General features: G+C 43.9%; 23 protein-coding genes and 1 pseudogene. 9 read left to right on the top strand and 15 right to left on the bottom strand.

Going from position 1 to position 23,913, the window contains the following annotated elements; all coding sequences use genetic code 11:
• Positions 1–178: 178 nt before the first annotated feature.
• Entirely contained in the window at positions 179–886 is a 708-nt protein-coding gene (locus J9317_RS19650) for an NAD(P)-dependent oxidoreductase (protein ID WP_211561749.1), read from the top strand.
• On the opposite strand, the pseudogene J9317_RS21145 reads toward J9317_RS19650, so the two are convergent.
• From J9317_RS21145 to J9317_RS19665, 4 genes and pseudogenes are all read right to left on the bottom strand, one after another.
• A pseudogene (locus tag J9317_RS21145) lies at positions 886–930 on the bottom strand (hypothetical protein); the annotation flags it as partial. The gene J9317_RS19650 and the pseudogene J9317_RS21145 sit on opposite strands and share 1 nt — an antisense overlap.
• 95 nt (positions 931–1,025) lie before the next feature.
• Positions 1,026–1,892 (bottom strand): AraC family transcriptional regulator, encoded by an 867-nt coding sequence (locus tag J9317_RS19655; protein WP_211561750.1) that lies wholly within the window; start codon positions 1,890–1,892, stop codon positions 1,026–1,028.
• A 173-nt stretch (positions 1,893–2,065) separates the two neighbouring features.
• Positions 2,066–2,755 carry a GntR family transcriptional regulator gene (locus J9317_RS19660; protein ID WP_211561751.1) on the bottom strand — a complete coding sequence of 230 codons (690 nt, stop codon included), beginning with the start codon at positions 2,753–2,755 and terminating at the stop codon, positions 2,066–2,068.
• A 97-nt stretch (positions 2,756–2,852) separates the two neighbouring features.
• A complete protein-coding gene (locus J9317_RS19665; RefSeq protein WP_211561752.1) occupies positions 2,853–3,698 on the bottom strand; it encodes a YitT family protein in 846 nt (281 codons plus the stop codon).
• A 574-nt stretch (positions 3,699–4,272) separates the two neighbouring features.
• On the opposite strand from J9317_RS19665, the gene J9317_RS19670 reads away from it, so the two are divergent.
• The gene (locus J9317_RS19670) at positions 4,273–4,851 is read left to right on the top strand and encodes a carbon-nitrogen hydrolase family protein (protein WP_211561753.1); all 579 of its coding nucleotides are present in this window, start codon (positions 4,273–4,275) and stop codon (positions 4,849–4,851) included.
• Positions 4,852–4,879: 28 nt separating this feature from the next.
• Positions 4,880–5,056, top strand: a complete 177-nt coding sequence (locus J9317_RS19675) for a hypothetical protein (protein ID WP_211561755.1) — start codon at positions 4,880–4,882, stop codon at positions 5,054–5,056.
• Between the two features lie 189 nt (positions 5,057–5,245).
• On the opposite strand, the gene J9317_RS19680 is transcribed toward J9317_RS19675, so the two are convergent.
• Positions 5,246–5,611: a hypothetical protein gene (locus tag J9317_RS19680; protein ID WP_211561757.1), complete on the bottom strand. Its 366-nt coding sequence runs from the start codon at positions 5,609–5,611 to the stop codon at positions 5,246–5,248.
• A gap of 350 nt (positions 5,612–5,961) precedes the next feature.
• Positions 5,962–6,621 carry a TetR/AcrR family transcriptional regulator gene (locus J9317_RS19685; protein ID WP_211561759.1) on the bottom strand — a complete coding sequence of 220 codons (660 nt, stop codon included), beginning with the start codon at positions 6,619–6,621 and terminating at the stop codon, positions 5,962–5,964.
• Between the two features lie 163 nt (positions 6,622–6,784).
• Between J9317_RS19685 and J9317_RS19690 the strand changes: the two genes are divergently transcribed.
• The 3 genes from J9317_RS19690 to J9317_RS19700 all read left to right on the top strand — a co-directional run bounded on the left by J9317_RS19690 (position 6,785) and on the right by J9317_RS19700 (position 10,313).
• Positions 6,785–8,248: an aldehyde dehydrogenase family protein gene (locus J9317_RS19690; RefSeq protein ID WP_211561761.1), complete on the top strand. Its 1,464-nt coding sequence runs from the start codon at positions 6,785–6,787 to the stop codon at positions 8,246–8,248.
• Between the two features lie 149 nt (positions 8,249–8,397).
• Entirely contained in the window at positions 8,398–9,915 is a 1,518-nt protein-coding gene (gene adh, locus J9317_RS19695; RefSeq protein WP_211561763.1) for an aldehyde dehydrogenase, read from the top strand.
• A 20-nt stretch (positions 9,916–9,935) separates the two neighbouring features.
• Complete coding sequence (locus tag J9317_RS19700) at positions 9,936–10,313, top strand: DUF779 domain-containing protein (RefSeq protein ID WP_211561765.1); 378 nt, start codon at positions 9,936–9,938, stop codon at positions 10,311–10,313.
• A 291-nt stretch (positions 10,314–10,604) separates the two neighbouring features.
• Here the strand turns inward: J9317_RS19700 and J9317_RS19705 are convergent, their stop codons facing one another.
• Genes J9317_RS19705 through J9317_RS19715 form a run of 3 tightly spaced genes read right to left on the bottom strand, consistent with a single transcriptional unit; the run spans position 10,605 to position 12,909 of the window.
• The gene (locus tag J9317_RS19705; protein ID WP_211561767.1) at positions 10,605–11,219 is read right to left on the bottom strand and encodes a PH domain-containing protein; all 615 of its coding nucleotides are present in this window, start codon (positions 11,217–11,219) and stop codon (positions 10,605–10,607) included.
• Positions 11,220–11,270: 51 nt separating this feature from the next.
• Positions 11,271–11,819 (bottom strand): DUF4825 domain-containing protein, encoded by a 549-nt coding sequence (locus tag J9317_RS19710; RefSeq protein WP_211561769.1) that lies wholly within the window; start codon positions 11,817–11,819, stop codon positions 11,271–11,273.
• A gap of 49 nt (positions 11,820–11,868) precedes the next feature.
• On the bottom strand, positions 11,869–12,909 hold the full coding sequence (locus J9317_RS19715; protein ID WP_211561771.1) for a class I SAM-dependent methyltransferase: 1,041 nt from the start codon (positions 12,907–12,909) through the stop codon (positions 11,869–11,871).
• A 196-nt stretch (positions 12,910–13,105) separates the two neighbouring features.
• On the opposite strand from J9317_RS19715, the gene J9317_RS19720 reads away from it, so the two are divergent.
• Both J9317_RS19720 and J9317_RS20960 read left to right on the top strand, forming a co-directional pair.
• Positions 13,106–14,998 carry an OPT family oligopeptide transporter gene (locus J9317_RS19720; protein ID WP_211561773.1) on the top strand — a complete coding sequence of 631 codons (1,893 nt, stop codon included), beginning with the start codon at positions 13,106–13,108 and terminating at the stop codon, positions 14,996–14,998.
• Positions 14,991–15,341: a PqqD family peptide modification chaperone gene (locus J9317_RS20960; RefSeq protein ID WP_211561777.1), complete on the top strand. Its 351-nt coding sequence runs from the start codon at positions 14,991–14,993 to the stop codon at positions 15,339–15,341. The genes J9317_RS19720 and J9317_RS20960 overlap by 8 nt, the downstream gene beginning before the upstream one ends.
• A gap of 252 nt (positions 15,342–15,593) precedes the next feature.
• Here the strand turns inward: J9317_RS20960 and J9317_RS19730 are convergent, their stop codons facing one another.
• From J9317_RS19730 to J9317_RS19755, 6 genes are all read right to left on the bottom strand, one after another.
• Complete coding sequence (locus tag J9317_RS19730) at positions 15,594–16,313, bottom strand: pseudouridine synthase (protein WP_211561779.1); 720 nt, start codon at positions 16,311–16,313, stop codon at positions 15,594–15,596.
• 73 nt (positions 16,314–16,386) lie between these two features.
• Positions 16,387–17,100, bottom strand: a complete 714-nt coding sequence (locus tag J9317_RS19735) for an ABC transporter ATP-binding protein (protein WP_211561780.1) — start codon at positions 17,098–17,100, stop codon at positions 16,387–16,389.
• Entirely contained in the window at positions 17,097–18,263 is a 1,167-nt protein-coding gene (locus J9317_RS19740) for an ABC transporter permease (RefSeq protein WP_211561781.1), read from the bottom strand. Before J9317_RS19740 ends, J9317_RS19735 begins: the two co-directional genes overlap by 4 nt.
• Positions 18,260–19,474, bottom strand: a complete 1,215-nt coding sequence (locus tag J9317_RS19745) for an ABC transporter permease (RefSeq protein WP_211561782.1) — start codon at positions 19,472–19,474, stop codon at positions 18,260–18,262. The genes J9317_RS19740 and J9317_RS19745 overlap by 4 nt, the downstream gene beginning before the upstream one ends.
• Before the next feature lie 8 nt (positions 19,475–19,482).
• Entirely contained in the window at positions 19,483–21,171 is a 1,689-nt protein-coding gene (locus tag J9317_RS19750) for a DUF6583 family protein (RefSeq protein WP_211561783.1), read from the bottom strand.
• A 328-nt stretch (positions 21,172–21,499) separates the two neighbouring features.
• Positions 21,500–22,699, bottom strand: a complete 1,200-nt coding sequence (locus tag J9317_RS19755; RefSeq protein ID WP_211562524.1) for a class I SAM-dependent rRNA methyltransferase — start codon at positions 22,697–22,699, stop codon at positions 21,500–21,502.
• Between the two features lie 124 nt (positions 22,700–22,823).
• Between J9317_RS19755 and J9317_RS19760 the strand changes: the two genes are divergently transcribed.
• Complete coding sequence (locus tag J9317_RS19760) at positions 22,824–23,882, top strand: oxidoreductase (RefSeq protein WP_211561784.1); 1,059 nt, start codon at positions 22,824–22,826, stop codon at positions 23,880–23,882.
• Positions 23,883–23,913: the final 31 nt, after the last annotated feature.

A 23,913-nucleotide genomic window follows, 5' to 3' on the forward strand; every position in this document is an offset into this window, starting at 1 on the left:
TGTTGATTGCAGCTAGCAGACACTCGCTTATCCTCGGGCTGGCGGTGAGCCTCCTCAGCGCCAGGCGCTTGCGGGGTCTCAATGTCCAACTGCTCACGCTGGAATCCGCTTCAATCAACAGGTGTTAAAAAACAACACCAGGCTTTAACATAGCTTAAGAAAAAAGGAGGAAAGACTGTTGAAGATTACGGTATTTGGAGCAAGCGGAGGAACCGGAAAAGAATTTGTGAGGCAGGCGGCAGAACAGGGACATGCCATCAAAGCTTTCGTAAGAACACCTTCCAAATTCCCCTTTCAGGATACACCGAATATCACGATGATGACCGGGGATGCCCTGCAGTTTTCCAGTGTTGCGGAAGCCGTGAAGGGCAGTGATGCGGTTGTATCCTGTCTTGGTGCGGATGGCTTGGGGAAAACCACCTTACTTTCAGAAATGACCGGTCATATCATTAGGGCAATGGAACAGAATGGAGTAAAACGCCTGGGGTACGTGGCATCGGCTGGAATACACAGGGAAATTCCCGGTTTAAGAGGGAAAATGGCTAACATGGTTCTTCGAAATGTTCTGGACGATCACCTTAGAGCTGCCGAGCTCATGAAAGAGTCGGATTTGGAATGGACCATAGCCCGTCCGATGCGATTGATGGACGAACCGCTTACTGGAACGTACCGCACATCTATGGACAGCGTGCCGAAGAACGGCAAAAAGATCAGCCGGGCAGATGTCGCTCATTTCATCCTCTCCTCAATTGATAATCGTACCTGCATTCGTGAATCAGCAGGGCTTGCTTATTTAAACGGGAATGTTTCACATGGAACAAAAAAAGAAGCGTATCATCGAACGCTTCTTTTTCGTTTATTCATCATTTTCTTTACAATCGGGTAGATAATGGGGGCCCATTTCATTAATCGTCTAATTAGTTTACCCATGTGGATCCCTCCTCATTTATCTATACCATTCCCAACTGCTCTTCTCCATAAACTTGTGTGTTCATTTCGATACTCACATCATTATTTAACGATGCCTATTTTTTTATAATCGGGACCCATAACTCTGACCTGTAGTCAGCGGCATAGGGATTTCCATCCTTAGGGTAAACTTCCATTTCAGGACCTGCTGCATGCTCGTATCCAGTGGAGGGGAACCATTCCGTGTAAATTCTCGACCAAACCTCCTGAATGGCCTCTGGCATCGGTCCGATCGATTCAAACACTGCCCATGTGAGAGAAGGAATCGTACGGACCTCTAAATCCTCCGCTACAGCATGCGACGGATTCTCCGCTCCAATCATGTATCTCATTTCTTCTTTTTCCTGGTCAAAATCCATGCAAATACCTAGAAAGCCCATAGGACCGGTTAATGGAGCCAGTCTCTCACTCAGCCCGTTGATTTGATTGGATTCTTCCCAAAAGCGGCTGATAGCCCCATGCTGCTCTCCATTTACCATTGATGCCATTATTGATTTTCCAATTACGGAAAAGCTGTCTTTGCTTACAATATGATAATTCATTTCTTTTTCTCCCTTCAGCTGAATTTGAAACGAAAGCCGGGGATAGGCTTTCAGGATACGGCCGGTCTGTCTAGCTTCAGTGGGACTCATTCCATGCGCTTTCCGGAACGCTTTTGAGAACGATTCTGGCGTTTCGTAGCCGTATTTCAAGGCAATATTTATGACCTTCGCTTGAGAATGGGTAAGCTCCTGTGCAGCCAGTGTCAATCTTCGCTTTCTTACGTATTCACCCGGGGTAACCCCTGTAACCATTTGAAACATCCGGTGAAAATGAAATTTGGACATGCAGGCAGCAGCTGCCGCTTCTTCCATACTGATAACGGAATCCAATCTCTTTTCCAGATAATCGATACTGTCGTTCATTCGGCTCAATGCTTCCATCCCCGTACCTCCTTCTCTCTATTGACTTTATCAGCCGGGAATTGTTCCTGCCTGTCATTTCTTGCTCTTTAGTAACCGATCCAGCTTCTTATACATTCGTTCTTTAAGAAAAAGACCCTTTCCTTCTCAAATGAAAAATTACAAACGCAAAAAAGACCAGCCTTTTCGCTGATCTATTTTTCGGCAGATAATATTTTTGATAATGGCTTAAACACTTCATCCTCCAGGCGCAGGTCATTTATGCTTCTCTTCATATGCTGATCGATCAGAATGTGAAGGTCTTCTGCATTTTTGTCTTCCATCGCCTGAACCATTTTTTCATGCTCGGCAGCCCGCGCATTGTGTTCCGTCTCAACCTGATAAAACACATCAAATAAAAATAAGTAAACGTTGTTTTGATTTAGCAGCTGTTCCATGTAGCGAATGAGAAACCTGTTTCCGCTTTTTCTTGCCAAATACAAATGAAACTCTTTATTTAAATGAACATATCCGTTCAGGTCCTTGCTTTTATAAGTTTCTTGTTCTTTTTCAAGCAGACTTTTCAAATTTTCAATATCAGCAGCTTCCAGTTTATCGAGACCGTACTTCACAGCCATATGCTCAAATTCTCTTCTCATATCAAAAAAAGACAGGATCTCATCCTTGGTTGGATGGACGACATAGGATCCTTTATTGGGGATGATTTCAATTAACCCTTCTGCCTCGAGCTTTTGGAATGCCTGTCTGATAGGCGTTCTGCTTACTTTCAAAGTCTCCGAAATCGTCTGTTCCACAAGCTGGGTTCCGGGGGCAATTTTTCTGGCCAATAGCGCTTCTTTGAGATTGTTGTAAACTCGCTGCTCTGTTGTTTGTTTTTCTTTCAAATCCCTCACCCTTCAGCCATAATTACCGCACATAGAATATTTTTCCTTCTTTTTATCATAAACGAAAAAACGATGCGGCAAAAGAGTTCCGTAAAAATTAAGCAAACGATTTGAAATTCCGGCCCATGATTTCATTCATGTTATGGATCGTAACAAAAGCATCCTCGTCAACTGATTGAATATACACTTTCAAACGATGGAACTCTCTTCTGGCCAGGATCGTCGTGATGACTTCCTTTTCATCGTTTGAGAAAGCCCCTTTTGCTGTATGCACAGTCGCTCCTTTGTTCAGGTTCAGGAGAATAAACTGCTTAATCTTTTCACTTTCCGCACTGATAATCACCACTTCTTTATTTTCGTTCATCATCTGCATGGCATAGTCGATTAAAAATCCTTTTATTAAAAGGCCCAGCAAGGCATACATCCCGGTCTGAATCCCAAAAACGGCCGCTGATGAGGCAACAATCGAAATATCTGCAAGCAGAACAGCCCTGCCCATCTCCATATAAGTAAATTTATTTATGATCCTGGCAACAATGTCTGTTCCCCCGGTGGATGCGTTTTGGCTGAAAACAAGAGCGCTTCCGAATGAACCGATAATCATGCCAATAATCAGCTCAATCAAAGCATCATCGCTCATTGGCTGGCCCATCGGGAACAATATACTGAACCCCCAAACGAGCAGGCTCAAGGTAATACTGGAGTAAAGGGATACGGCTCCGAATGCAGACCCAATAATGAGAAACCCAATCACAAACAGAATGCCATCCAGCATCAGCATAATTTGGCCCACAGGAAGCGGCAGGAAGTGCTGAATGACAATCGATAAACCGCCTGTCCCTCCAGCGGCAATATTGTTGGCAGACAAAAAGAAATGAATATTAATGGCTACAAAGATCAATCCGATATTTATTTTCAAAAATGATAAGATTTTTGGACTCATTCGGAGACCTCCTTTTCGAATATATTGTCGTTCAAAATTGTTCAACAATCCAGATTATATCGGCCTGAAACCAGGATGTAAATGATAATTTCCCGGTTAAGCCCTTACATTTGGATTTTTTTTTGTAATCGCTCTGTTAAACTTTGCAGTTGATTTACGCTGCAGGCGTTCGCTTTCCGCGGGGCGGGCGGTGAGCCTCCTCGGCGCAAGCGCCTGCGGGGTCTCACCTGTCCCGCTGCTCCCGCAGGAGTCTCACGCCTTCCGCTCCAATCAACAGGTGTTAAAAATCAGCACCAGGATTTAACACAGCCTTTGTAAAAGAAAAAAAGGAACCGTTCACCGCCTGACGAATGGTACTAGTAGAAAATGGAGGCTATATTTTTATAAAAATAAATGCTGCAATGATTCAATTTGCCCCTTCCTTTGCTCCGGCAGAAAATTTAAATAAGATGACGGAGTTTATCCATTCCCTACATGAGGTTGAATTGGCGGTTATGCCCGAAGGCTGTTTATCCGGATTTGACCATGACCTATCATTTCTTCTCAAAAGGCTGTTGAAGTAGATGATGCATTAGTGAAGCTACAGGCCCTGGCAGCTAAGAAAAGTGTACATTTACTTTTTGGCACCTTGCTTTACGACCAGAATGAGTGGTACCACGCAGGAATTTACCTCTCTCCAGGCGGCGCTATGCACATCTATAAGAAAGTAAACTTAGCCTGGCATGAAAGAGGAATTTTGAAGCCCGGCAGCAAACTGGAATGCTTTTCGATTGAAACAAATACAGGATCTTTCCTGGCTTCAATTCAGCTTTGCAGAGAGATCCGTTTCCCTGAACAATGGACAGCTTTGGCTGATGACGGTTCCCAGATTTTTTTTTATTTGACGAACACAATAAATGCAGATGCAAAGGCAGTCTGGGATGCACATCTAATAAGCAGAGCTGCAGAAAACCAGCGATTCGTCCTATCTTCCAATGTCGCACACCATGACCAAGGCTGCTCTACACTTGCCATTGATCCTGAAGAGAATGTTCTGCATGCAATCCCATCAGCCGATGAAGCCATGATCAAAGTTCAGTTTGATTTATCACAGAATTCCAGCTGGTATTTGAATCAGCGCAGGACAGACCTTATGGATTGCCGGCTGCGCTAACATAACAGGCCAATATGAGGGGATTAATTTGCAGGATGACATCAATCAAGAAGTTTTAAGTGAATTAAAGAGTATGAATGAGAGGATTAAGAAGCTGGAAAGAGAAAAAGGATTATCCGCTCCTATGAAAATACTCGCTCTCATTCTCGGTTTTATGATCATTGGCCCGCTGGCTGTTTCTTTTATTGGACTTTTATTTAATTAAAAAAGCCGCCCATCACATAACGGGTTCTGTTTTGAAGTACAAACTTCTAATAAACAAACAAAATAGTAGAGGTATTTGTAGCAGAAAAAACAATTATATTTGCATTAAAAATGGTCAGTGGCTGATATGCCTCTGACCATTTTTTATAGCGATTCTTCAATTAAAGCCCCCAATAATTGAATAAAGCAGTTAATAATCGGTTTCCCAAAATTTATCCTTTTTTATATCTCCAACTACCTTTTCAAACACATTCTCAAAACAAAAAATCATTCGAACAGGTGATTCAGTTCGACTTCCACCAAATTTAGAACAAGGAAAAACTCGCACTTGAAAAACGTTATCAATTTTCCAATAATACACATCTAAAAACCAATGTGAAGCATTTGGATAGTCAAGAGTTATTTCATCGTTTGACAAAGCAATTTTATCACCTTTTCCCATTGGTAAAAGTTTATACTCTAGGCACCTTATTCCCTTTCGTTTATGATGCTGACGTTTTGCCTCTTTTAAAATATTATATTTATTTTCTAATTTCTTTTTTAATCTTCTTTTCAATTTTAATCACACCTAAGAGTCATTTTTCAATTTATAAGTTCTTCCACTAACCTGCCCATTAATGGAATAACAGATATTTCTATTTTATCATTCCATACTGCCCTCAGTTCTTTTTTGTGTGCCTTAAAGTGTATAAGAAATCGCATCACATAATTTGAGGAACAGAAAGTTCTGTCATCTACATTTTAGGGTGCATTTTGTATTACAAATTATGAAGATTTATCGGCAAAAACGCCGGTAAATCAAGAAAGAAGGAGTTACAAAATCAATACGATTTGGCTCTCCTTTTGATGTGTAATTTTTAGTTTTGTATTCGAAAACCGAACCCGTTACCCATCACAGGCAGCTTCTTACGCTTGCATCTTTTTCAAAATGTACCCGATCAATTCCTCCATCGGTCCATCATCCATTGTCTGAATGATCTCCGGCTTAATCAGCTGGATTTTTTTCATTTCGTAATAATCATACAAGGCTTTCTTGACGGATAATCCTTCTTCCATTAGAAAAACTGGATTGAGCAGGCGTTTAAAGGCTGTTTCATCCTGCATAATGAGAAGCGCAGGATTGATGGAATGGAAAACACATTCCTTTATTCCCTCCTCGTAAAATTCCTTTATGTGCCCCTGTCTCCGTTTTCTTCCCGCTGTAATCTCCTCATAAATATCCGGACAGCTTTGTCTTAAATCCCTCATGAAGATTCCGGAAGTATAAATAGCAGAAAGTGCTCCCTGCTGAAATACTTTCTGAAACCGGTATGTGTAGCTGAACTCTATATTTAGAAGGGTTTCATCCACCTCTTGCATATAATCGGTGAACACTTCCCCTACCTTTTGAATAATTTCTTCCTTTGATGAGAAATAATTGTACAAAGTGGCTTTGCTGACATTCATGAGCTGAGCCATATCCTGGATGGTCATCTTGCTGAAGCCTTGTGTCCGCATCACGTTCATCAGCTTCTTTGCATAAGACGTTCTCATTACATCGCGCTGTTCGTCATCTATTTTTCGCATTCTTCCTCACGCCTTTCTGTAAAAGTGAGCTGTTCCTATTACAACATTTTAGACCATATAAGTCTAGTTAGTTTACAATGTTTCCTCATCAATGGTAGAGTGAGGGCATCAACATTTTAGACTAGTTTCAAAAAAATAGTACAAAATAAAGGAGCGGTTTTAGATGAATACAGATTTCAGCAAAATTTATATCAATGGAGCATGGAAATCAGGTTCCGGCGACCGGTCGATTAAAAATATAAATCCTTTCAATCAAGAGGACATTTTAGAGATTAAGCCAGCTTTAAAACAGGATTTGGACGATGCGTATAAAGCGGCAGAGCAGGCTCAAGTAAAATGGGCTAAAGAATTGCCGCAAGTGAAACGGGCTTTGCTTGAAAAGGCTGTCCAAATTATGGATGAACAAAAGGAGATCTTCACAGATTGGCTTGTTAAAGAATCCGGCAGCACTGTTTTTAAAGCAGAAGCAGAATACCGTGCAGCCATGAACGTACTGAAGGAAGCCGCGACCTTCCCTTACAGAATGGAAGGCAAAATTCTCCCTTCACAAACGCCTGGCAAGGAGAACCGGGTGTATCGCGAACCGCTTGGTGTAGTCGGAGTGATCAGCCCTTGGAATTTCCCGCTTCACTTAGCGATGAGATCCATCGCTTCTGCCATTGCTACTGGCAATAGTGTGGTCATTAAACCGGCTACTGAAACCCCCGTTACAGGAGGGCTTATATTCGCAAGTCTCTTTGAAGCGGCTGGTGCGCCTAAAGGATTGGTTAACACGGTTGTTGGACGCGGATCAGAAATCGGGGATGATATGGTGACACATAAAACACCCCGCCTCATTTCATTCACCGGTTCCACAGAAGTAGGGCGCCGGATCGGCAAGCTTGCTGGCGGAGAATTGAAAAAAACAGCTCTTGAGCTTGGCGGAAACAACGTATTTATCGTGCTTGAAGATGCGGACATTGAACAGGCAGCAGAGTCGGCTGTCTTCGGAAAATTTTATCACCAAGGTCAGATTTGCATGGCCATCAACCGCATTTTTGTTCACAGCAGCATTTATGATCAATTTGCTGAGCGTTTCATTGAAAAAGCAAAAGAATTAAAATATGGAAACCCTGCTGAAGCCGATACAAAAGTAGGTCCGCTGATTAACCGCGGCCAGGTTGACCGCATTTTAGAAGATGTAAACGAGAGCGTGAAACAAGGTGCAGAATTGCGTCTTGGCGGTAAAGCGGAAGGAAATGTTCTTGAACCTACCGTTTTGACCGGCGTTACAAATGATATGCCGATTGCCGTGAACGAAATTTTCGGACCGGCAGCCGCATTAATTTCCTTTGATTCCGAGGAGGAAGTAATCGAAATGGCAAATGCGATGCCATACGGATTAAGCGGTGCTGTGCACTCTGCTTCCATCGAGCATGCAACACTTGTTGCCCATGAAATTCACACTGGCATGATTCACGTCAATGACCAGCCTGTAAATGAAGAACCGCACATGCCGTTCGGAGGAGAGAAGGATTCCGGGATTGGCCGATTCAATGGCGAATGGGCTTTGGAAGAATTCACAACGGTTAAATGGGTATCCGTGCAGCATAACCGCAGAAACTATGGTCCATTCTTTAAATCATAATAGAAATGAACCGGGTACCGGCTCCTTAGTGGAGCCGGTATTTTCTATAAGTCTAATAATTGACAATTTTCCAAATACATGTTTCTCTAAAGTTAGATTGTAAGCGATTACAGTCTGTTGAACTACATACACGGGAGGAGAAATGAAGCATGTACAAATTTCCAAATTCGGAAGGCTCCATTATTCAGTTCAAAGACCGTTATGACAACTTTATCGGAGGAAAATGGACACCTCCTGTAAAGGGGGAGTACTTTGAAAATATTACTCCTGTAACCGGCAAGGTATTTTGTCAGGTTGCCCGGTCAACGGAAGAGGATATTGAACTTGCTCTCGACGCCGCCCACAAAGCCAAGGATTCATGGGGCAGAACGTCTGTAACAGAGCGCTCTCTCATTCTTAACCGGATTGCAGACCGCATGGAAGAAAATCTTGAAAAACTTGCCCTTGCGGAAACGTGGGAAAACGGAAAAGCGGTTAGAGAAACATTAAACGCCGACATTCCATTAGCCGTGGACCACTTCCGTTATTTCGCTTCCGTCATCCGAGCCCAGGAAGGCAGCATCGGCCAGATTGATCAGGATACGGTTGCCTATCATTTTTACGAGCCGCTCGGTGTTGTCGGACAAATTATCCCCTGGAACTTCCCTATTCTAATGGCTGCTTGGAAGATTGCTCCTGCACTTGCTGCCGGAAACACCATTGTCTTAAAACCTGCCGAACAAACTCCTGCCTCACTCATGTTTATGCTGGACCTGATCGGTGATCTTCTGCCTGATGGAGTATTGAACGTTGTGAACGGCTATGGACTGGAAGCAGGCAAGCCGCTTGCATCTAACCCCAGAATCAGCAAAATCGCCTTTACCGGTGAAACCACTACAGGCCGCTTAATCATGCAGTACGCTTCCCAAAATATTATTCCGGTTACACTCGAGCTTGGAGGAAAGTCTCCAAACATCTTCTTTGAAGACGTCATGAGGGAAGATGATGCTTTCCTCGATAAAGCCGTAGAGGGCTTCGTCATGTTTGCCCTGAATCAGGGTGAAGTGTGTACATGCCCTTCACGCGCCCTCATACAGGAATCGATCTATGATCAATTCATTGAACGCGCCATTGAGCGGGTTAAAGCGATTAAAACGGGCAACCCTCTCGATCCAAACGTTATGATGGGAGCCCAGGCCTCATCAGAACAAATGGAAAAAATCCTTTCTTATTTGGAAATCGGGAAGTCGGAGGGAGCCAAGTGCCTGGTCGGGGGCGAACGGAATCAGTTGGATGGCGACCTTTCTGAGGGGTACTATATTCAGCCGACAATTTTTGAAGGAAATAATAAAATGAGAATTTTTCAGGAAGAGATCTTCGGACCGGTCCTATCCGTCACTACGTTTAAGGACGCAGATGATGCCCTGTCCATGGCGAACGACACATTATACGGCCTTGGGGCTGGTGTCTGGACCCGGGATATGAACACTGCCTTCCATTTTGGCCGTTCCATTGAAGCCGGCCGCGTTTGGACAAACTGCTACCATCAGTATCCGGCACATGCTGCCTTCGGAGGGTACAAGATGTCCGGAATCGGACGGGAAAATCACAAAATGATGCTCAGCCACTACCAGCAGGTTAAAAATCTGCTCGTCAGCTACAGCACAAACAAACTTGGTTTCTTTTAAAAACGGAGGTGCATAACAAAATGGCCGACCGCGTTACTGCGACAGAAACGGCGATCGCATTAATCGAAAAGCTGAAGGAGAAGCACGGTCAAATCATGTTTCACCAATCAGGCGGCTGCTGTGACGGCAGTTCGCCGATGTGCTACCCCGAGGGGGATCTTCTCATCGGAAGCCAGGACATTCTGCTTGGAGAAATTGGCGGCAGCCCCTTCTATATTCATAAAAAACAATACGAATACTGGAAGCATACTCAGGTCATCATTGACGTGGTCGATGGCAGAGGCGGCATGTTCTCGCTCGAAGGAGTGGAAGGAGTTCGATTCCTGAGCCGGTCCCGCCCGTTTACAGCGGAGGAAATCCGGGAGCTGGATGCTGAGGAAGAAGCTGGCCGGCGGTAAGTGCTGATAAATGGTATATGTGGTTCGCCCGTTCGTTTCTGGTGAGGGTCGAATTCAGTCGAAAAGTCGATATAATTTTATTTCGGTCGATATATCCCAATAATAGCCGATATATCCCTATTTCGGTCGATTTATCCAAATAACAGCCGATATATCCCTATTTCGGTCGATATATACTAATTGGCCACCGATTTACTCTCTTTTCAACACGAACTAACCGGATGTCAAAAACACAAAACTGCTAAACCACCAAAAAACCCAGCTCCTTATCGCCAGGAGCTGGGTTTTTCATTAATTATTTATATATTTCTCAAACACATAGCCAAAATCTCTGATGCTGTATTGCTTTTTCGTATCCATGAGCCAGTTGAAGGCGGTTTGGTTTACTTTTTTGAACTCTTCGGACAGGCTGCCTTCTGTGCTTCTCATATTGCCTAGGGTAGAGGATGCCATTTGAAGGCTTTGCTTTGCATACTCCAGCGCCTGGTGGCTTTCGCGGTTGATTTCAGCAATCTTGATTAAGACTTTGTATAAATCTTTCAGCTCTTCCAGATGCTTTTTATGTACATCGATTGAGAACGCGGTATTCCCCAGCTTAAATTTAATCTCTACATCCAAATCTACCGTTCCTGCCGTTTCGAGAAAGACCTCTGAGATTTTATTTGCACGGTATTCATATCTCTTCAGTGTCCGCTTTTTGCTTGCAGCGCTTGCTCCGTCCAAATGAACAAGGGCGCGGTTTGTGAAGCAATACTCATCGGCTTTGGATTTGATCAGAAAAAAGATCCGTTCGTTCTCTTCGTGCAGGATGTAATCATCTGCGTCCACCTTGTCATAATCGGCAGGCTTGATGACGCTCCCAATATCACTGAGTCCCAGCATATCTGATGCTACTTTTCCAAACATGTACATCTTCCTTTCAACTGTTTATGGTTCTATTTTAACATAGAGGGTCTGCTATTCTGCTAGATGAGTTTCCAAAAATTTTGTAATTTCCAGATCTCCTTTTGCCATCCGATCGGCAACGTCCTTCTTCCATTTTTCCGGATCGTCTGCATACTTGGATAAATCTTCACCAAAAAGGGACTGAAGCTCATCTTTTGTCACTTTTAATAACATAGGCTTCTTGGTTTCGATTTTCAATTCAGCCCATTCTGCATTTTCAATTAAAATGAGCAGGGAGGCTGCGTTGTTCAGCAGAACCTTTTCACTGTTTTCCGCATCCCAGCTGCTTTCAAATGAAGTTTCATTTTGACCATTATTCAGCCCGTAGGTGACCGTCAGACCATAAGGCTTTTCCTTCGTATGAAGCTGCAGTGTTTTTACATACTGGCTGCCTGGAAGCTGGCTTAACATCCCGCCTACTGCGCTATTGTCTCCAACGAATGTGTGTCTCCCATCTGCAAGAACTCTCTGGGCTGCGGCTTCCCCAGATTCTCCAGATTGGCAGCCTGCAGAAAGAGTTACAGCACCTGTTAAAAATAAAAACGCCAGCCATCTTTTCAAAAAACCGCCTCCCATATGCTATACGATCCAAAAGGAAATAAGTTCCCATTCAGCGCGGTTTTGCCACAATCCCATTATGAACTTTAATGAAGCCATGACGGAGAATCTCAAAGCCTCCTTCATACACATAGAGCCCCATCTGCCGGATATCCATGAGCTCGCGGTACGTATGGTTCATTACATCGGCCATGATGGTGTAGAACAGCTTGGATTTCATTTGCAGCCTCGGTGTTGTCATAATGACATAGCCTCCCGGCTTTAAAAATTTGCGGTGCCAATCCAGCGCCTCATGCTTCAGCTCATCCGGAAAATGCTCTAACAAACCGACGCTTAAGACAATGTCGAATTCTTTTCCGAAATGTAAATTCCTGATATCTTCAACTAAATAGGTGATATTCATCTGATCCTTATACCATACCTTCATGTAACCGGTCTCAGGATTTGTTCCCAGGAAGGGATATGTATCAGGAAAATGGCCGAATCGGTCGGTTTTGCAGAATTCATCATAGTCGGCCATCACAATCTCACCGCCCGGGTACATAGCATACAGCTGCATCGCCTCATACCCTTCTGCAGCGCCAAGAAAGAGGATTCTCGGTTTATGGACGGCCAGTCCTTCAAACAGCGCGCGCTTGCCACGTGGATCCCAGACCCCATCCTCGATTCGGTGTGCATAGTTCCATAAGGACAAGCGAACCGTTTCGCCCAATGCTTCTTTAACTTCTGAAAAACGGAATCTGGAAAGATGCTGCTTCAGCTCGCGTTTGCTTTGAGTCAATTCATCCGGCACATCCTTCACAAACCATTCGTGAAAGGACCGGTTGAAGAATTCCCAGGAAGCTTTTACGGACATCTCCCCGTTCTCACGTTCATACTCGCGTTTGGATTTGGCGGCGGTTTTCACTTCATACGGCTTCCCGGCTTCTTTCCAGGTCAAATTTGACCAATCGCTAACAAGCCCCGCATTAAAAAACTTTTCATTTTCCTTTGCATGTCGCATATCCACCCGGTAGCTTGGCAGCAGCTCCGTTATACCTGCATCATCTTCCGTATACCGTAAAGAATTTCGAACAGGATTGACCAATTCCATACAAACAACGCTCCCTTCCAATTTACGCGTAGCAGAATAATTGCTGACAAAAGGGGGAATAGTTAGCAGATGCGTTTTCTATATACTAGTTCCACAATTTTTTTTCATACCCTCCTAAAAAAAACACTTTTGATATTCGAGAAACAGTGGTAACATTATAAATGTTTTTTTACTATAACTATAGGTGGCGAGTAAATTGTCAGATGATTCGAAACAACGTGATAAATTTGTCCCTTACGTTCCTTCTTCTAAATCTTTGCCCGAACTGACTGTAACCGCTATTGTTCTTGGTATTATTTTAGCGGTCGTGTTTGGTGCAGCGAATGCTTACTTGGGACTTCGGATTGGCTTAACGGTATCAGCATCTATTCCTGCTGCGGTTATTTCAATGGCGATTCTAAGAGGGTTATTCAGAAGGAATTCGATTCTGGAAAACAACATCGTACAAACGATGACCACAGCAGGAGAGGCTGTTGGAGCCGGAGCGGTATTCACCCTCCCTGCATTATTTCTTTGGGATGTGGATGTCAGCCAGGGGCTGATTATCTTTGTTGTCCTTACCGGGGGATTTCTTGGTGTATTTATGATGGTGCCTCTTCGCCAGCTTTTAATTGTCAGAGAGCATGAAATCCTGCCTTATCCGGAAGGGACAGCCTGTGCTGAAGTGCTTAAATCCGGTGAAGAAGGCGGAAACAGTGCGAAGCTGATTGGAATCGGCCTGTTAATCGGCGGAGGGTTTAAAGCACTTGGCGATGGGTTTAAACTGTTCAAAACGGAAGTGGAAACCGGCATTACAAACTTTAAAAATGCCGTAGTCGGGATTGATACACTTCCTGCCCTTCTCGGTGTCGGCTATATTATCGGACCGAGAGTTGCCGGGCAAATGCTTGGCGGCGGACTTCTTGCCTGGATCGTTCTGATTCCGGCAATCGGCTTCTTCGGAGGCGGTTCTGACGCCGCGATCTTCCCTGCTGATGCCCCGATCAGCGAATTGGATGCATGGGGTATTTGGGAAGGCTATATCCGCTATATTGGTGCAGGAGCAGTTGCAGTAGCCGGTTTGATTACCTTGGTTAAATCTATTCCAACCCTTTTCGGTTCTGCATTCGCAACCTTCAAAGGCGTTCGTGATAACAAAGGACAGCTCCAGGCTGCGCCAATCCGGACAGAGCAGGACATTCCGATGAAATATGTATTGATCGGTATCCTTGCCCTTGTTTTGATTATCGCGTTCGTTCCTGTTACTCAAATCGGAATCATTGGCGCCATTGCCATTGCGATTTTCGGATTTCTATTTGTTTCCGTTGCTTCCCGTATTGTCGGTGTCGTTGGAAGCTCTTCTTCTCCTGTTTCAGGAATGACGATCGCGACACTGCTTATCGTTACGGTTGTGTATAAAGCGACCGGATTCTCCGGCATGGAAGGAATGGTTGCTGCCCTGCTCGTAGCTGCAATCATCTGTACAGCCCTTGCTGTTGCAGGGGATATTTCTCAGGATTTAAAAACCGGCTACATTGTCGGAGGAACCCCTTGGAAGCAGCAAGTTGCGATGATGATTGGTGTCGTTGCATCCGGTTCCCTGATCGGATTTATTCTGATCTTGATGGATAATGCGTACACAATGGGTTCAGCGGATCTTCCAGCACCAAAAGCAGCCCTGATGAAAATTTTGGCTGAAGGGGTTCTTGGCGGAGATCTTCCATGGGATCTGATTTTTATCGGTGCGGCAATTGCCGTAACACTTGAGTTCTTTGGAATGAATTCTCTTGTCGTAGCGGTTGGTATTTACCTGCCTGTTCACGTAAGCACACCGATTATGATTGGCGGATTTGTCCGCTTCTTCATTGAGAAATTCTCGAAAACCAAAGAAGCTCTTGCTGAACGTACAGACCGCGGAACCCTGTTTGCATCCGGTCTGATTGCAGGAGAGGCTCTTATTGGAGTTGTCATTGCGATCCTGCTGTATTTCGAAGTAAACATTCCGGAAAATGCCTTATTCCCTAGTGCATTGCTTCCGTTTATCCTCTTCCTTCTTTTAGCGGTACTGCTTGGGTATGTATCTTTTAAAGGCAGCAAAAAACGTGTTTAATAAGAAAAAAGAGAGGAACCTGCTTGAACTGGTTCCTCTTCTTGCTAATCATGTTGAACTGCAGATGAAGGACGGCGGTAAAGGGGTTCTAATCGTTCAGCGGACGAACTGGGCTGAACGATTCTCGATCCGTTTCCTGAAACAGCCTGCCTTCAGAACGATTCAGATGGACGAGTATGGAACATATGTCCTCTCACAAATGAAGGATGATTCCACCGTGGCGGATCTGGCCGAGAGCATGAGTACCCATTTCGGAGAAGATGCCGAGCCAGTTCTACCCCGGCTTACAAAATTCATTCAAATCCTGGAATCGCAGGAATGGCTAATTTGGAAAAATGAATGAACAAGAGGCTGTCCAAAAAGCATCTTAGATATACCACTTGCTATTTAACTTAGATTTGTTTGGGCTGATTTCCGCTGCAGGACTCCCTCATCCAGGGGCGGGCGGTGAGCCTCCTCCTCGCTTCGCGACTGCGGGGTCTCACCTGTCCCGCTGCTCCCGCCGGAGTGTCGCCCTTCCGCTTCAATCAGCCTGACTCAAATTTTAAAATAAAACAGGGGAACGCTAAAATGCGTCACCCTGTTTTTGTTAATGTTACTTTCCTGACGTAATTTCCCTTGTTTCACCATATAGCTTCTCAAATAAAGTAAGCATCTCATTGTCCGTAAGCTGCCTCCATGCCCCAAGCTCAATCCCTTCAAGATTTATGTTCATAATCCGGATTCTTTCAAGCCTGGTTACATAGAAGCCGAGCTCCTTGCACATTCTTCTGATTTGTCTGTTCAGCCCTTGAGTTAAAATAATCCGGAACGTGTCAGAGGATACTCGGCTTACTTGGCACGGATTGGTCACCGTCCCAAGAATGGCAACACCCGCTCCCATCATTTCCAGAAATTCATCCCCGAAAGGATTGCTGACGGTCACCACATATTCCTTCTCGTGACTGTTCTCAGAGCGAAGGATCCGATTCGAAATATCGCCATCGTTTGTCATGATCAAAAGTCCCTGGGAATCCTTATCCAGACGTCCGACAGGAAAAATCCTTACCGGATAATTCATGTATTCGATAAGGTTATTGCGCACGTCCCTTACAGCTGTGCACACAATGCCTGGAGGCTTATTTAAAGCGATATAGACGGGCTTGGGTTTTTCAGGAATGGGCTTCCCCTTCACAAGAACAACATCTTCCTCTGAAATGTCCTGACCGGGCATACAAACACTGCCATTTACCGTAATACAGCCTTCTTCAATGAAATGGTCTATTTCTCTTCTGGACCAGTGCCCTGGGAGACTCATATATTTATTAATTCTCAAACTTCCGCCTGCTTTCGTTTTCTTCCATTCTCTTATTAAACGATTTTTTCAGTGGAAGGGCAACGCTCATTTGTTACCTGTTCAGAAGATTATAGATCCACTCTTCCTGTGAGGCTTCGCCGGCGTATTCCTCTTTCGCCTCAAGCGCCGTTCCAATAAAAGAAAACTGCCCATCCTTTAAAACGCCAATTCTGCTGAACAAAGTCATAATTTCGTTTAGATCATGGGTCGTATAAACGATTGTTTTTCCTTCATCAGCAAGCCTTTTAACGAGACGGTTAATCTCAAGCTTCGATTGAAGGTCGATTCCGACAGTCGGCTCATCCATCAGTAAAATATCCGGCTGATGAATGAGCGCTGCGGCAATATTGAGCTTTCGTTTCATGCCCCCAGAGAGTCTGCTTACCTTCTCATCCCACTGATCCTCGAGCTGAACATCCGAACAGAGCTTCTTTAAGCTCTCTTCTGATGCCTTGATTTTGGCCAGCTTGCTGAATACGATCATGTTTTCCTTCACGGTATTTTGCTCCCAAAGAGCAATTTCCTGTGGTACATAGCCGATGCATTCCCTGACCTTTCTTTTCTGTTTCCTGCTGTCCATGCCGTTAATATGAGCCGTTCCGGAATCCGGATAAGCAATCGCCGCGAGAATGGAGAGTAGTGTAGACTTACCAGCTCCGTTCTTGCCAAGGAGTCCAAATACCTCGCCTTTGGAGATCGTGAGAGACACCTCTTTAAGGGGATGCTTTTTTCCATATGTTTTCGTGACCTTATCAATATCAATCATCGGGTACTCCTTAAGCGAGACATTGAAATAAAGATGAGCAGACTGCTCAGGGCTGCTGTTAGAACCAGCTTCAGCCAGATAGAGGCATTTTTAAGCTCCCAGTTCAGCACGGGTTCCTGCGGCAGCCATTCCTGCAGGGTTTTCAGCTGCGGCAGAATTTCACCAGCAGGGACCACGCTTCCTCCAAGCAGACTGACTGTAAAAATCCACACGGTACTTGCCGTGTAATAATTACCTGTATGCGGTGAGATGCTTGCGAGAAAAAAACTGACAGATAAGCCAAGCATCATAAAGAATACCATTGGAATGAGCAGCGTAATCGAAGTTCCGCTTTCAAGTCTGCTGATCATCCACCAGCTGACTGCAGCCTGGATCACGTTCAGAGCCAGGTACGCGATGAAGGATTGCAAAATATAAGCATTAAGCCCTGCCGGTGTAGTCTGGATGCGTTTATAAAGAACGTCCTTTTCCTTTGGAATCCAGTCACACGTGAACATGCATAAGAGCAAGGCTGCTATCGTCCATATTCTAGCTGGAGATTCAAGCATCCCCGATCCGGAATCGGACTCCCTGTCTGCATTCTTTTTCTCTTCTGCAGGGACATAACGGATCGTCATGAGCGGCTTTGGCTCCCATTGCTGATCTGCGTAATGATAAGCCTCCTGCCAGATTTCCTCCGGAGATCTAAAATTTCCTTTGTATTTCTCTGCGATTTTTTCCACCCGTTTTGCAGCCTTAGCGCTGGATGTGAAACGGATCACTTCACTTGCAGCTACCTCCCTAACCACACCTGAAGCTACCGATAAAGGGGAGGTCCGCATTTCAATAATGCCTTCCCTCTCACCTTCCGTAATTGATTGTTTGAAGCCGTGTTTAATAATGAAAACCGTATCCGTTTCTTCTCTTAGCAATAAGTCCTTAGCAACCGATTCGGTCGTTTGAGAAACCTTGATCCGTTCCTGTTTTTTCAGCCTGCTTATAAAGGTTTTTGAAAAATCAGTCCGGTCCTGATCCACAATAGCTACCGGTACACTCAAATCCTTCTCCACATTTCCTGTAAATTCACTCAAACCGTATATTGCGGCAGCCGGCAAAAAGAGAAGGAGAAGAAGCAGGAATGGCTTTTTCAGTAGTTGCATGAATGTATGCTGCGCTATTCTCATCCCCTCGCCTCCAATCTCTTTTCTCTTAGAATCGCACCCATTCCAATCAGAGCGATTAAGGCGCATAACAGAAAAAGGAGAGGGCTGAAATCAGTATTTCCGCCACTGAAAAGAGAGTAAGCCAGATCCAGGGTGTAGGTATTGATTGAGAATAAGGAGTATGGCTCAAGCCAGGCTGGCAAATAGAAGGATGGAATAAAATGCCCGCCCAGTACACACCCGGTGGAGATGAATACGGTGGATACAACTTGAAACAGCCGGTCGCTTGTGAAAATTGATGATATAAAACCGAATAGCGCCGTAAAAATCAGTAAAATAAGGATCGTTCCTGCCCCCGTTTCAAGCAGGCGTTCTCCGTCCCAAATATGACCTGCTTTTAAGGCATACACCCCTGCCGCAAGCAAAGGAATCAGGAAAACGCTCGCAGCCAGCCATTCTGAAAGGCTCAATCTCCAAGCACTCATTTTGTAAAGCAGCAAACGCGTCCGTATTCCGGAAGTAATCTGCCCCCGCATAAACAATAAGATTTGATAGGCCCAAACCATAAGCAGCAGTGTGAAAATTGATATTCCGTAGTAGGAAAGGATATTTTCAAGAAACAAACTGCCTTCTTCCGTTTCCTCGAATACTTCATTTCTTCCAAGAGCATGCAAGGAAAAGGATAGGACATCCTTTTTATATTCTGTCTTCCTGACTTCATTTGAAAGATCCGCCTGAAGCATAAAATCATAGACGGTGTTAATTCCGCTTTGAGCAGCCGATGTATAATCTGCCGCACTTTCCATGACCTGGCGGAATAAATAGGCCTGAAGAGGCTTATTTTCGTTTCCAATCACCGTAAGCGGAACATTTTCGCCATTCATAATAGTTTGGCTGAAGTTTTCAGGCAAAATAGCCATGCCGGCGATTTTATTTTCTTTCAGCAGCTTTCTTGCGTTCGCTTCCGTTGTTACAACCGGCTTTACTACACGAGTCAGTTCCTCATTGTCCGTCAGCTGTTTGATCACATATCCTGTCTGAAAGGTCTCATCCTGGTCCACTATCGCGGCTTTAAACGGGTCAAGGCGTTCCTTATCCGTGAACGCCTTTGCCGCAATATAAGCTGAACCGCCCATAAGGATGAGCGGGACAGCGAACAGAAGAATAAGAGTTTTCCATTTTCGGACGACGCCTTTCAGAAAGAACAGCGCCATATAAAGGAAAGATCGCATTGCTTAACTTAAATGACTCCAAGCTGCAGCATAAGATCCTGCAGTTTAGTGCCGGCTTTTATTTGGATGTCTGTCATTTGAGCAGGTGTGATGTTATTGATATTGACTTCACTGTCCAGATTCACTTCAGGGATATCGGCATTTTTCTTAAGCTTTGTCTTCGTATCAATCTTTAAAGAAACGGATCCTTCTGCCATATCTGCACCACCATTGAGTTTAATTTCAAAAAGCTGGTTGCTGTAGTTGTCCTTCACACTTACATCCTGCTTTTGTGTTACATTACCCTCAATTTTCAGCGGAGAATCCAATCCTTCTTCAGAACCTAATGAAAAGTCGCGTGAAATGGTTTGCTTTGCAGGATCTTTTCCGGAAAAATCAGATTTCATGGAGAAATCAAAGGATCCTTCAGCTGCAGGATCGTTGCTGCTGATTTTGCCTTTCAGTCTCTCTGTCCGGTTTGCATCATCTGTTTTTGAAATCTTGTTCGTTAACAGGATCGACGCGCCCTCATCCTCATTATCAGAGACTAAATCCAGTTTAAATTCCTGGTCTCTTTTCTTATCCCCATCATAAGGGACGTCCATCGTGTGAATGGATATAGTATTTTCCGATCCGCTTTCCGTGTCCGTTACGGCCAGGTCCATTTTGCGGTCAATGACCAGTTCATCGCCGTTTACCATCAGCACGGATGTAAATCCTTTAGGGATTTTTGCATCCTTCAAGCCCTCTTTTGCATCTTTCAACGCATCCACGAAATCAGATTTTACTGTTTCAGGGTCCATCATATCCATTTGGCTGGCGCCCGTATTCCCGATTTTCACTACTCTGTTCGCTATAATAGTATGAAGCTCTTTATCTTTAATCATCTGATCCAGTAAACGAGTAATCAGCGTTTTCGTTTCTTTTTCTGATAGCTTCATAGTAACCTGGGTTACACTCAGCTTTTCGCCGTTATGCTCATAAGAAACATTATCCTTTTTCGTGAAAAATTCATCCTTCAGCTGTTCATTTAAGAAGGATGCATAGGTATCCTGAAGGTGTTTCTGTTCCTTTTCATTCAGTTCAAAATCTTTGATCGTAAGCGGCTGGAAGTTCAGCTTTTCAGGTCCGGCATATGCTGGGTCTACCTGCCTCATGAACTGGCCGTATTCATCTGAATTCAGATAGAGGTACTTTTCATAAATTGAAGGTATTTTTGCAGCAACCTGTTCAGGCGATTGGTAAATTTCCATATCAAGAAGATTTTCTCCCTGAATGGCAATGCCTGCTTTAGTGAAGCTCTTATCTGATTTTGGATCCTGCTCAACATCCGTTGTAATGGCAGCCTCATTTATAATTTCCTGGATCATTTCAAATTCGGGAGGCAATACTCCTTCGGCCTCAACACCGCCTGTTACTTTTGTTTTTGTGCTGGAGGCCATTTCTGCAAACTTTTCCTGAAAATCAGCAAGTTCGCCATTCTGATCTTCAAAATCCTCTGCTGCCTTTTGGAAAGTCTTTAATTCCGAGAATAAATAAAGCTGTTTAGGTGACTTGCTAAAAATTAGTGCGTAGGCCGCTGTTCCTCCGATAACTAAAAAAGCGACGATTCCCGCAATGACCCATTTCAGCGGAAATTTCCCCATTTGTCTGCTTGTAACGGTCTCAGTTGCAGCAGCGGTTTCAGATCTTCCTGTTCGATTATCATTGTTATTCATGAAACTCAATACCCCCTGTATTATGTAAGTTTTTACTAAATCGTGGAAATCACCTAACCATCATAAGTAAACACAAAGATGAATACTATACGTTCGACAATCTTTGCTAACAATAAGCAATTAGTGCTGCAACTTTAGTTCTGTTTATGAAGGCGGATGAGGTCTGATATACCTATACCCAGGAAAAGGGAAATAAAACTAAAATAACCTTCTTTTTACATATTTTTTTACCGCAGCCCATGAGTGTTCAATAACCTTCGAGCCGTTATCAATCATACCAGTGTGTGAAAATTAACAAAAAAAAGACAGGCAATATGCCAGTCTAAACTTACTTCGCAGTTACTTTTATAAAATAAACCTTTAAATAATTTCCCTGCTTGTATTGAGGACTAGTCCGAAAGTCTTTTGGAAGCTTATAGTTTTCCAGAATGCTGTACTTTGCATTTGATTCTTTAAAGGCTTGATCGATAAAACCTTTGAATTTCTCATCACTCACATTGCTGGCATTTGTTGAGGCAACAATCACACCATTTCGTGCAGTCAGGCTGATTGTATCCTTTAGCAGGTTTTTATAATCCTTCGCTGCACTGAATGTATGCTTTTTGGATTTTGCAAAGCTTGGAGGGTCAAGGATGACCAGATCATAGATTTTTTCTTTCTTGGCTGCGTATTTAAAATATTTAAAAACATCCTCTACGATTATCTCCTGTGCTTCATGGTCAATTCCATTGATGCTGAATTGCTCAATAGTTTTTGGAAGGCTGCGATTTGCCACATCGACACTCACCGTCCTAGAAGCCCCTCCCAGCGCAGCAAACACAGAGAATGCTCCAGTGTAGGAAAACATATTCAAAACCGTCTTATCCTTCGAATAGGCATCTCTAATGGCCTTGCGAACGTCGCGCTGATCCAAAAACACGCCGACCATTGCACCTTCGTTCAAATAAACCGCAAATTTTGCCCCGTTTTCTTTCACCAGAAGAGGATATGGTGCCTCCTCGCCGGTGACAAAATCATCCTCTTCAATGTATTGGCCTTTTTCGTCAAACCGTTTCTTTTGATAAATTCCCTTTGGATTGATTGATTTCTGAAGAGCGGCCAGCACCTGCTCTTTAAACGCGTAAATTCCCTTGCTGTACCAATTGATGAGGCAGTAGCCTTCAAAATAATCTATGGTTAGACCGCCAATTCCGTCCCCTTCGCCGTTAAACAGGCGAAAAGCTGTAGTATCTTCACTCTTCAGCATGGAAGACCTATAGTCTGAAGCAGCCTTTATTTTTTTATCAAAGAAAGACTGATCGATTGATTCATCTCTCCTGAAGGACAAAATCCAGCCGATTCCTTTATTTTGTTTACCATAATAGCCTGTCCCTATAAATGTCCCTTTTGGGTCCGTCAGCGTAAAAATCTCCCCTTCTTCCTGCAGGACGCCCGGATTCGCCACTGCTTCTTTTTCAACAAGGGGATACCCTTTTTGGAAGAGCTTGGCTGAAGCAGGTTTTGTTTGAAGTTTTATTTGCAATGAAATCACTCCGTGTCATGTAATAGCTTTTTCAGCTTCTCTAATTGCAAAGTATAACATATTATCCTGTGTCCGCTCTTTCTGCTACACTATTGCTGTAAACGTTTTACCACTAGACGGAGGGCTGAATATGACGCTTAAAATGGGTTTTATCGGATTCGGGAAAAGCACCACGATTTTTCATTTGCCATATGTATTAATCCGAAATCAGTATGAAGTAAAAAAAATTTACAGCCGTACAGCAAAACCGGATATGGAGAAGCCATATAGAGAAAAAAACATTGAGTTTGTTTATGAACTGGCCCAGCTTCTAGATGATAAAGAAATCTCCCTTATCACTATTTGCACTTCACATGATACCCATTATGAGTTTGCAAAAGCATGCCTTCAGCACGGAAAAAATGTGCTGGTTGAAAAGCCATTCTGTTTTACAGGGGATGCAGCCAAAGAGCTGCTGGAACTTGCCGCAGTCAAAGGCCTTGTTATCATGCCATATCAGAACAGGAGATTTGATTCGGACTTCCTTGCACTCCAGGAAGTCATGGACAGCGGCCGATTAGGGAAAGTGACAGAGATTGAATCCCACTTTGATTATTATAATCCCGATGCACCTGATGCAAACAGCAGCAGCCGCTATAATGGAGCGGTCTATGGTCTCGGCGTCCACCTTATTGATCAGGCAGTATCATTATTCGGGAGACCTGAAAAGGTCTATTATGATATCCGGTCTGTCCGGAATTCTAATAATGCCGATGATTACTTTCACATTGAATTGTTTTATAGCCAACTAAAATTCATTTTAAAAATGAGCCATCTTGTGAAAGCCCCATACCCTAAATTTTTGGCGCATGGGACAAACGGAAGCTTTATGAAATACGGCATTGACCAGCAGGAAAAAGACCTTTTCGCCGGAAGAACCCCTGATGAATCCGGATTTGGAGAAGACCCGCAAAATGCTTACGCTAAAATTGCATATTCCGAAAATGGGAATGATCATCAAGAATCATGGACAACACCTAAAGGGGATTACGGCAGAATTTACGATTTGCTTTACGAGACAATCGTTCACCACCAGCCAAAACCTGTTACAGACGAAGAGATCCTCACTGTAATCGAAATAATGGAACGCGGTGTAAACGGGGAAAATCCTAAGGTTCTGAATTTGCAGAGGGAATTTCCTAGGCAATAATGAGTTGAAATCTCTAAATTAAAAAGGCTCC

The sequence above is a fragment of the Metabacillus flavus genome (assembly GCF_018283675.1).
In the GTDB taxonomy this organism is placed as follows: Bacteria; Bacillota; Bacilli; order Bacillales; family Bacillaceae; genus Metabacillus_B; species Metabacillus_B flavus.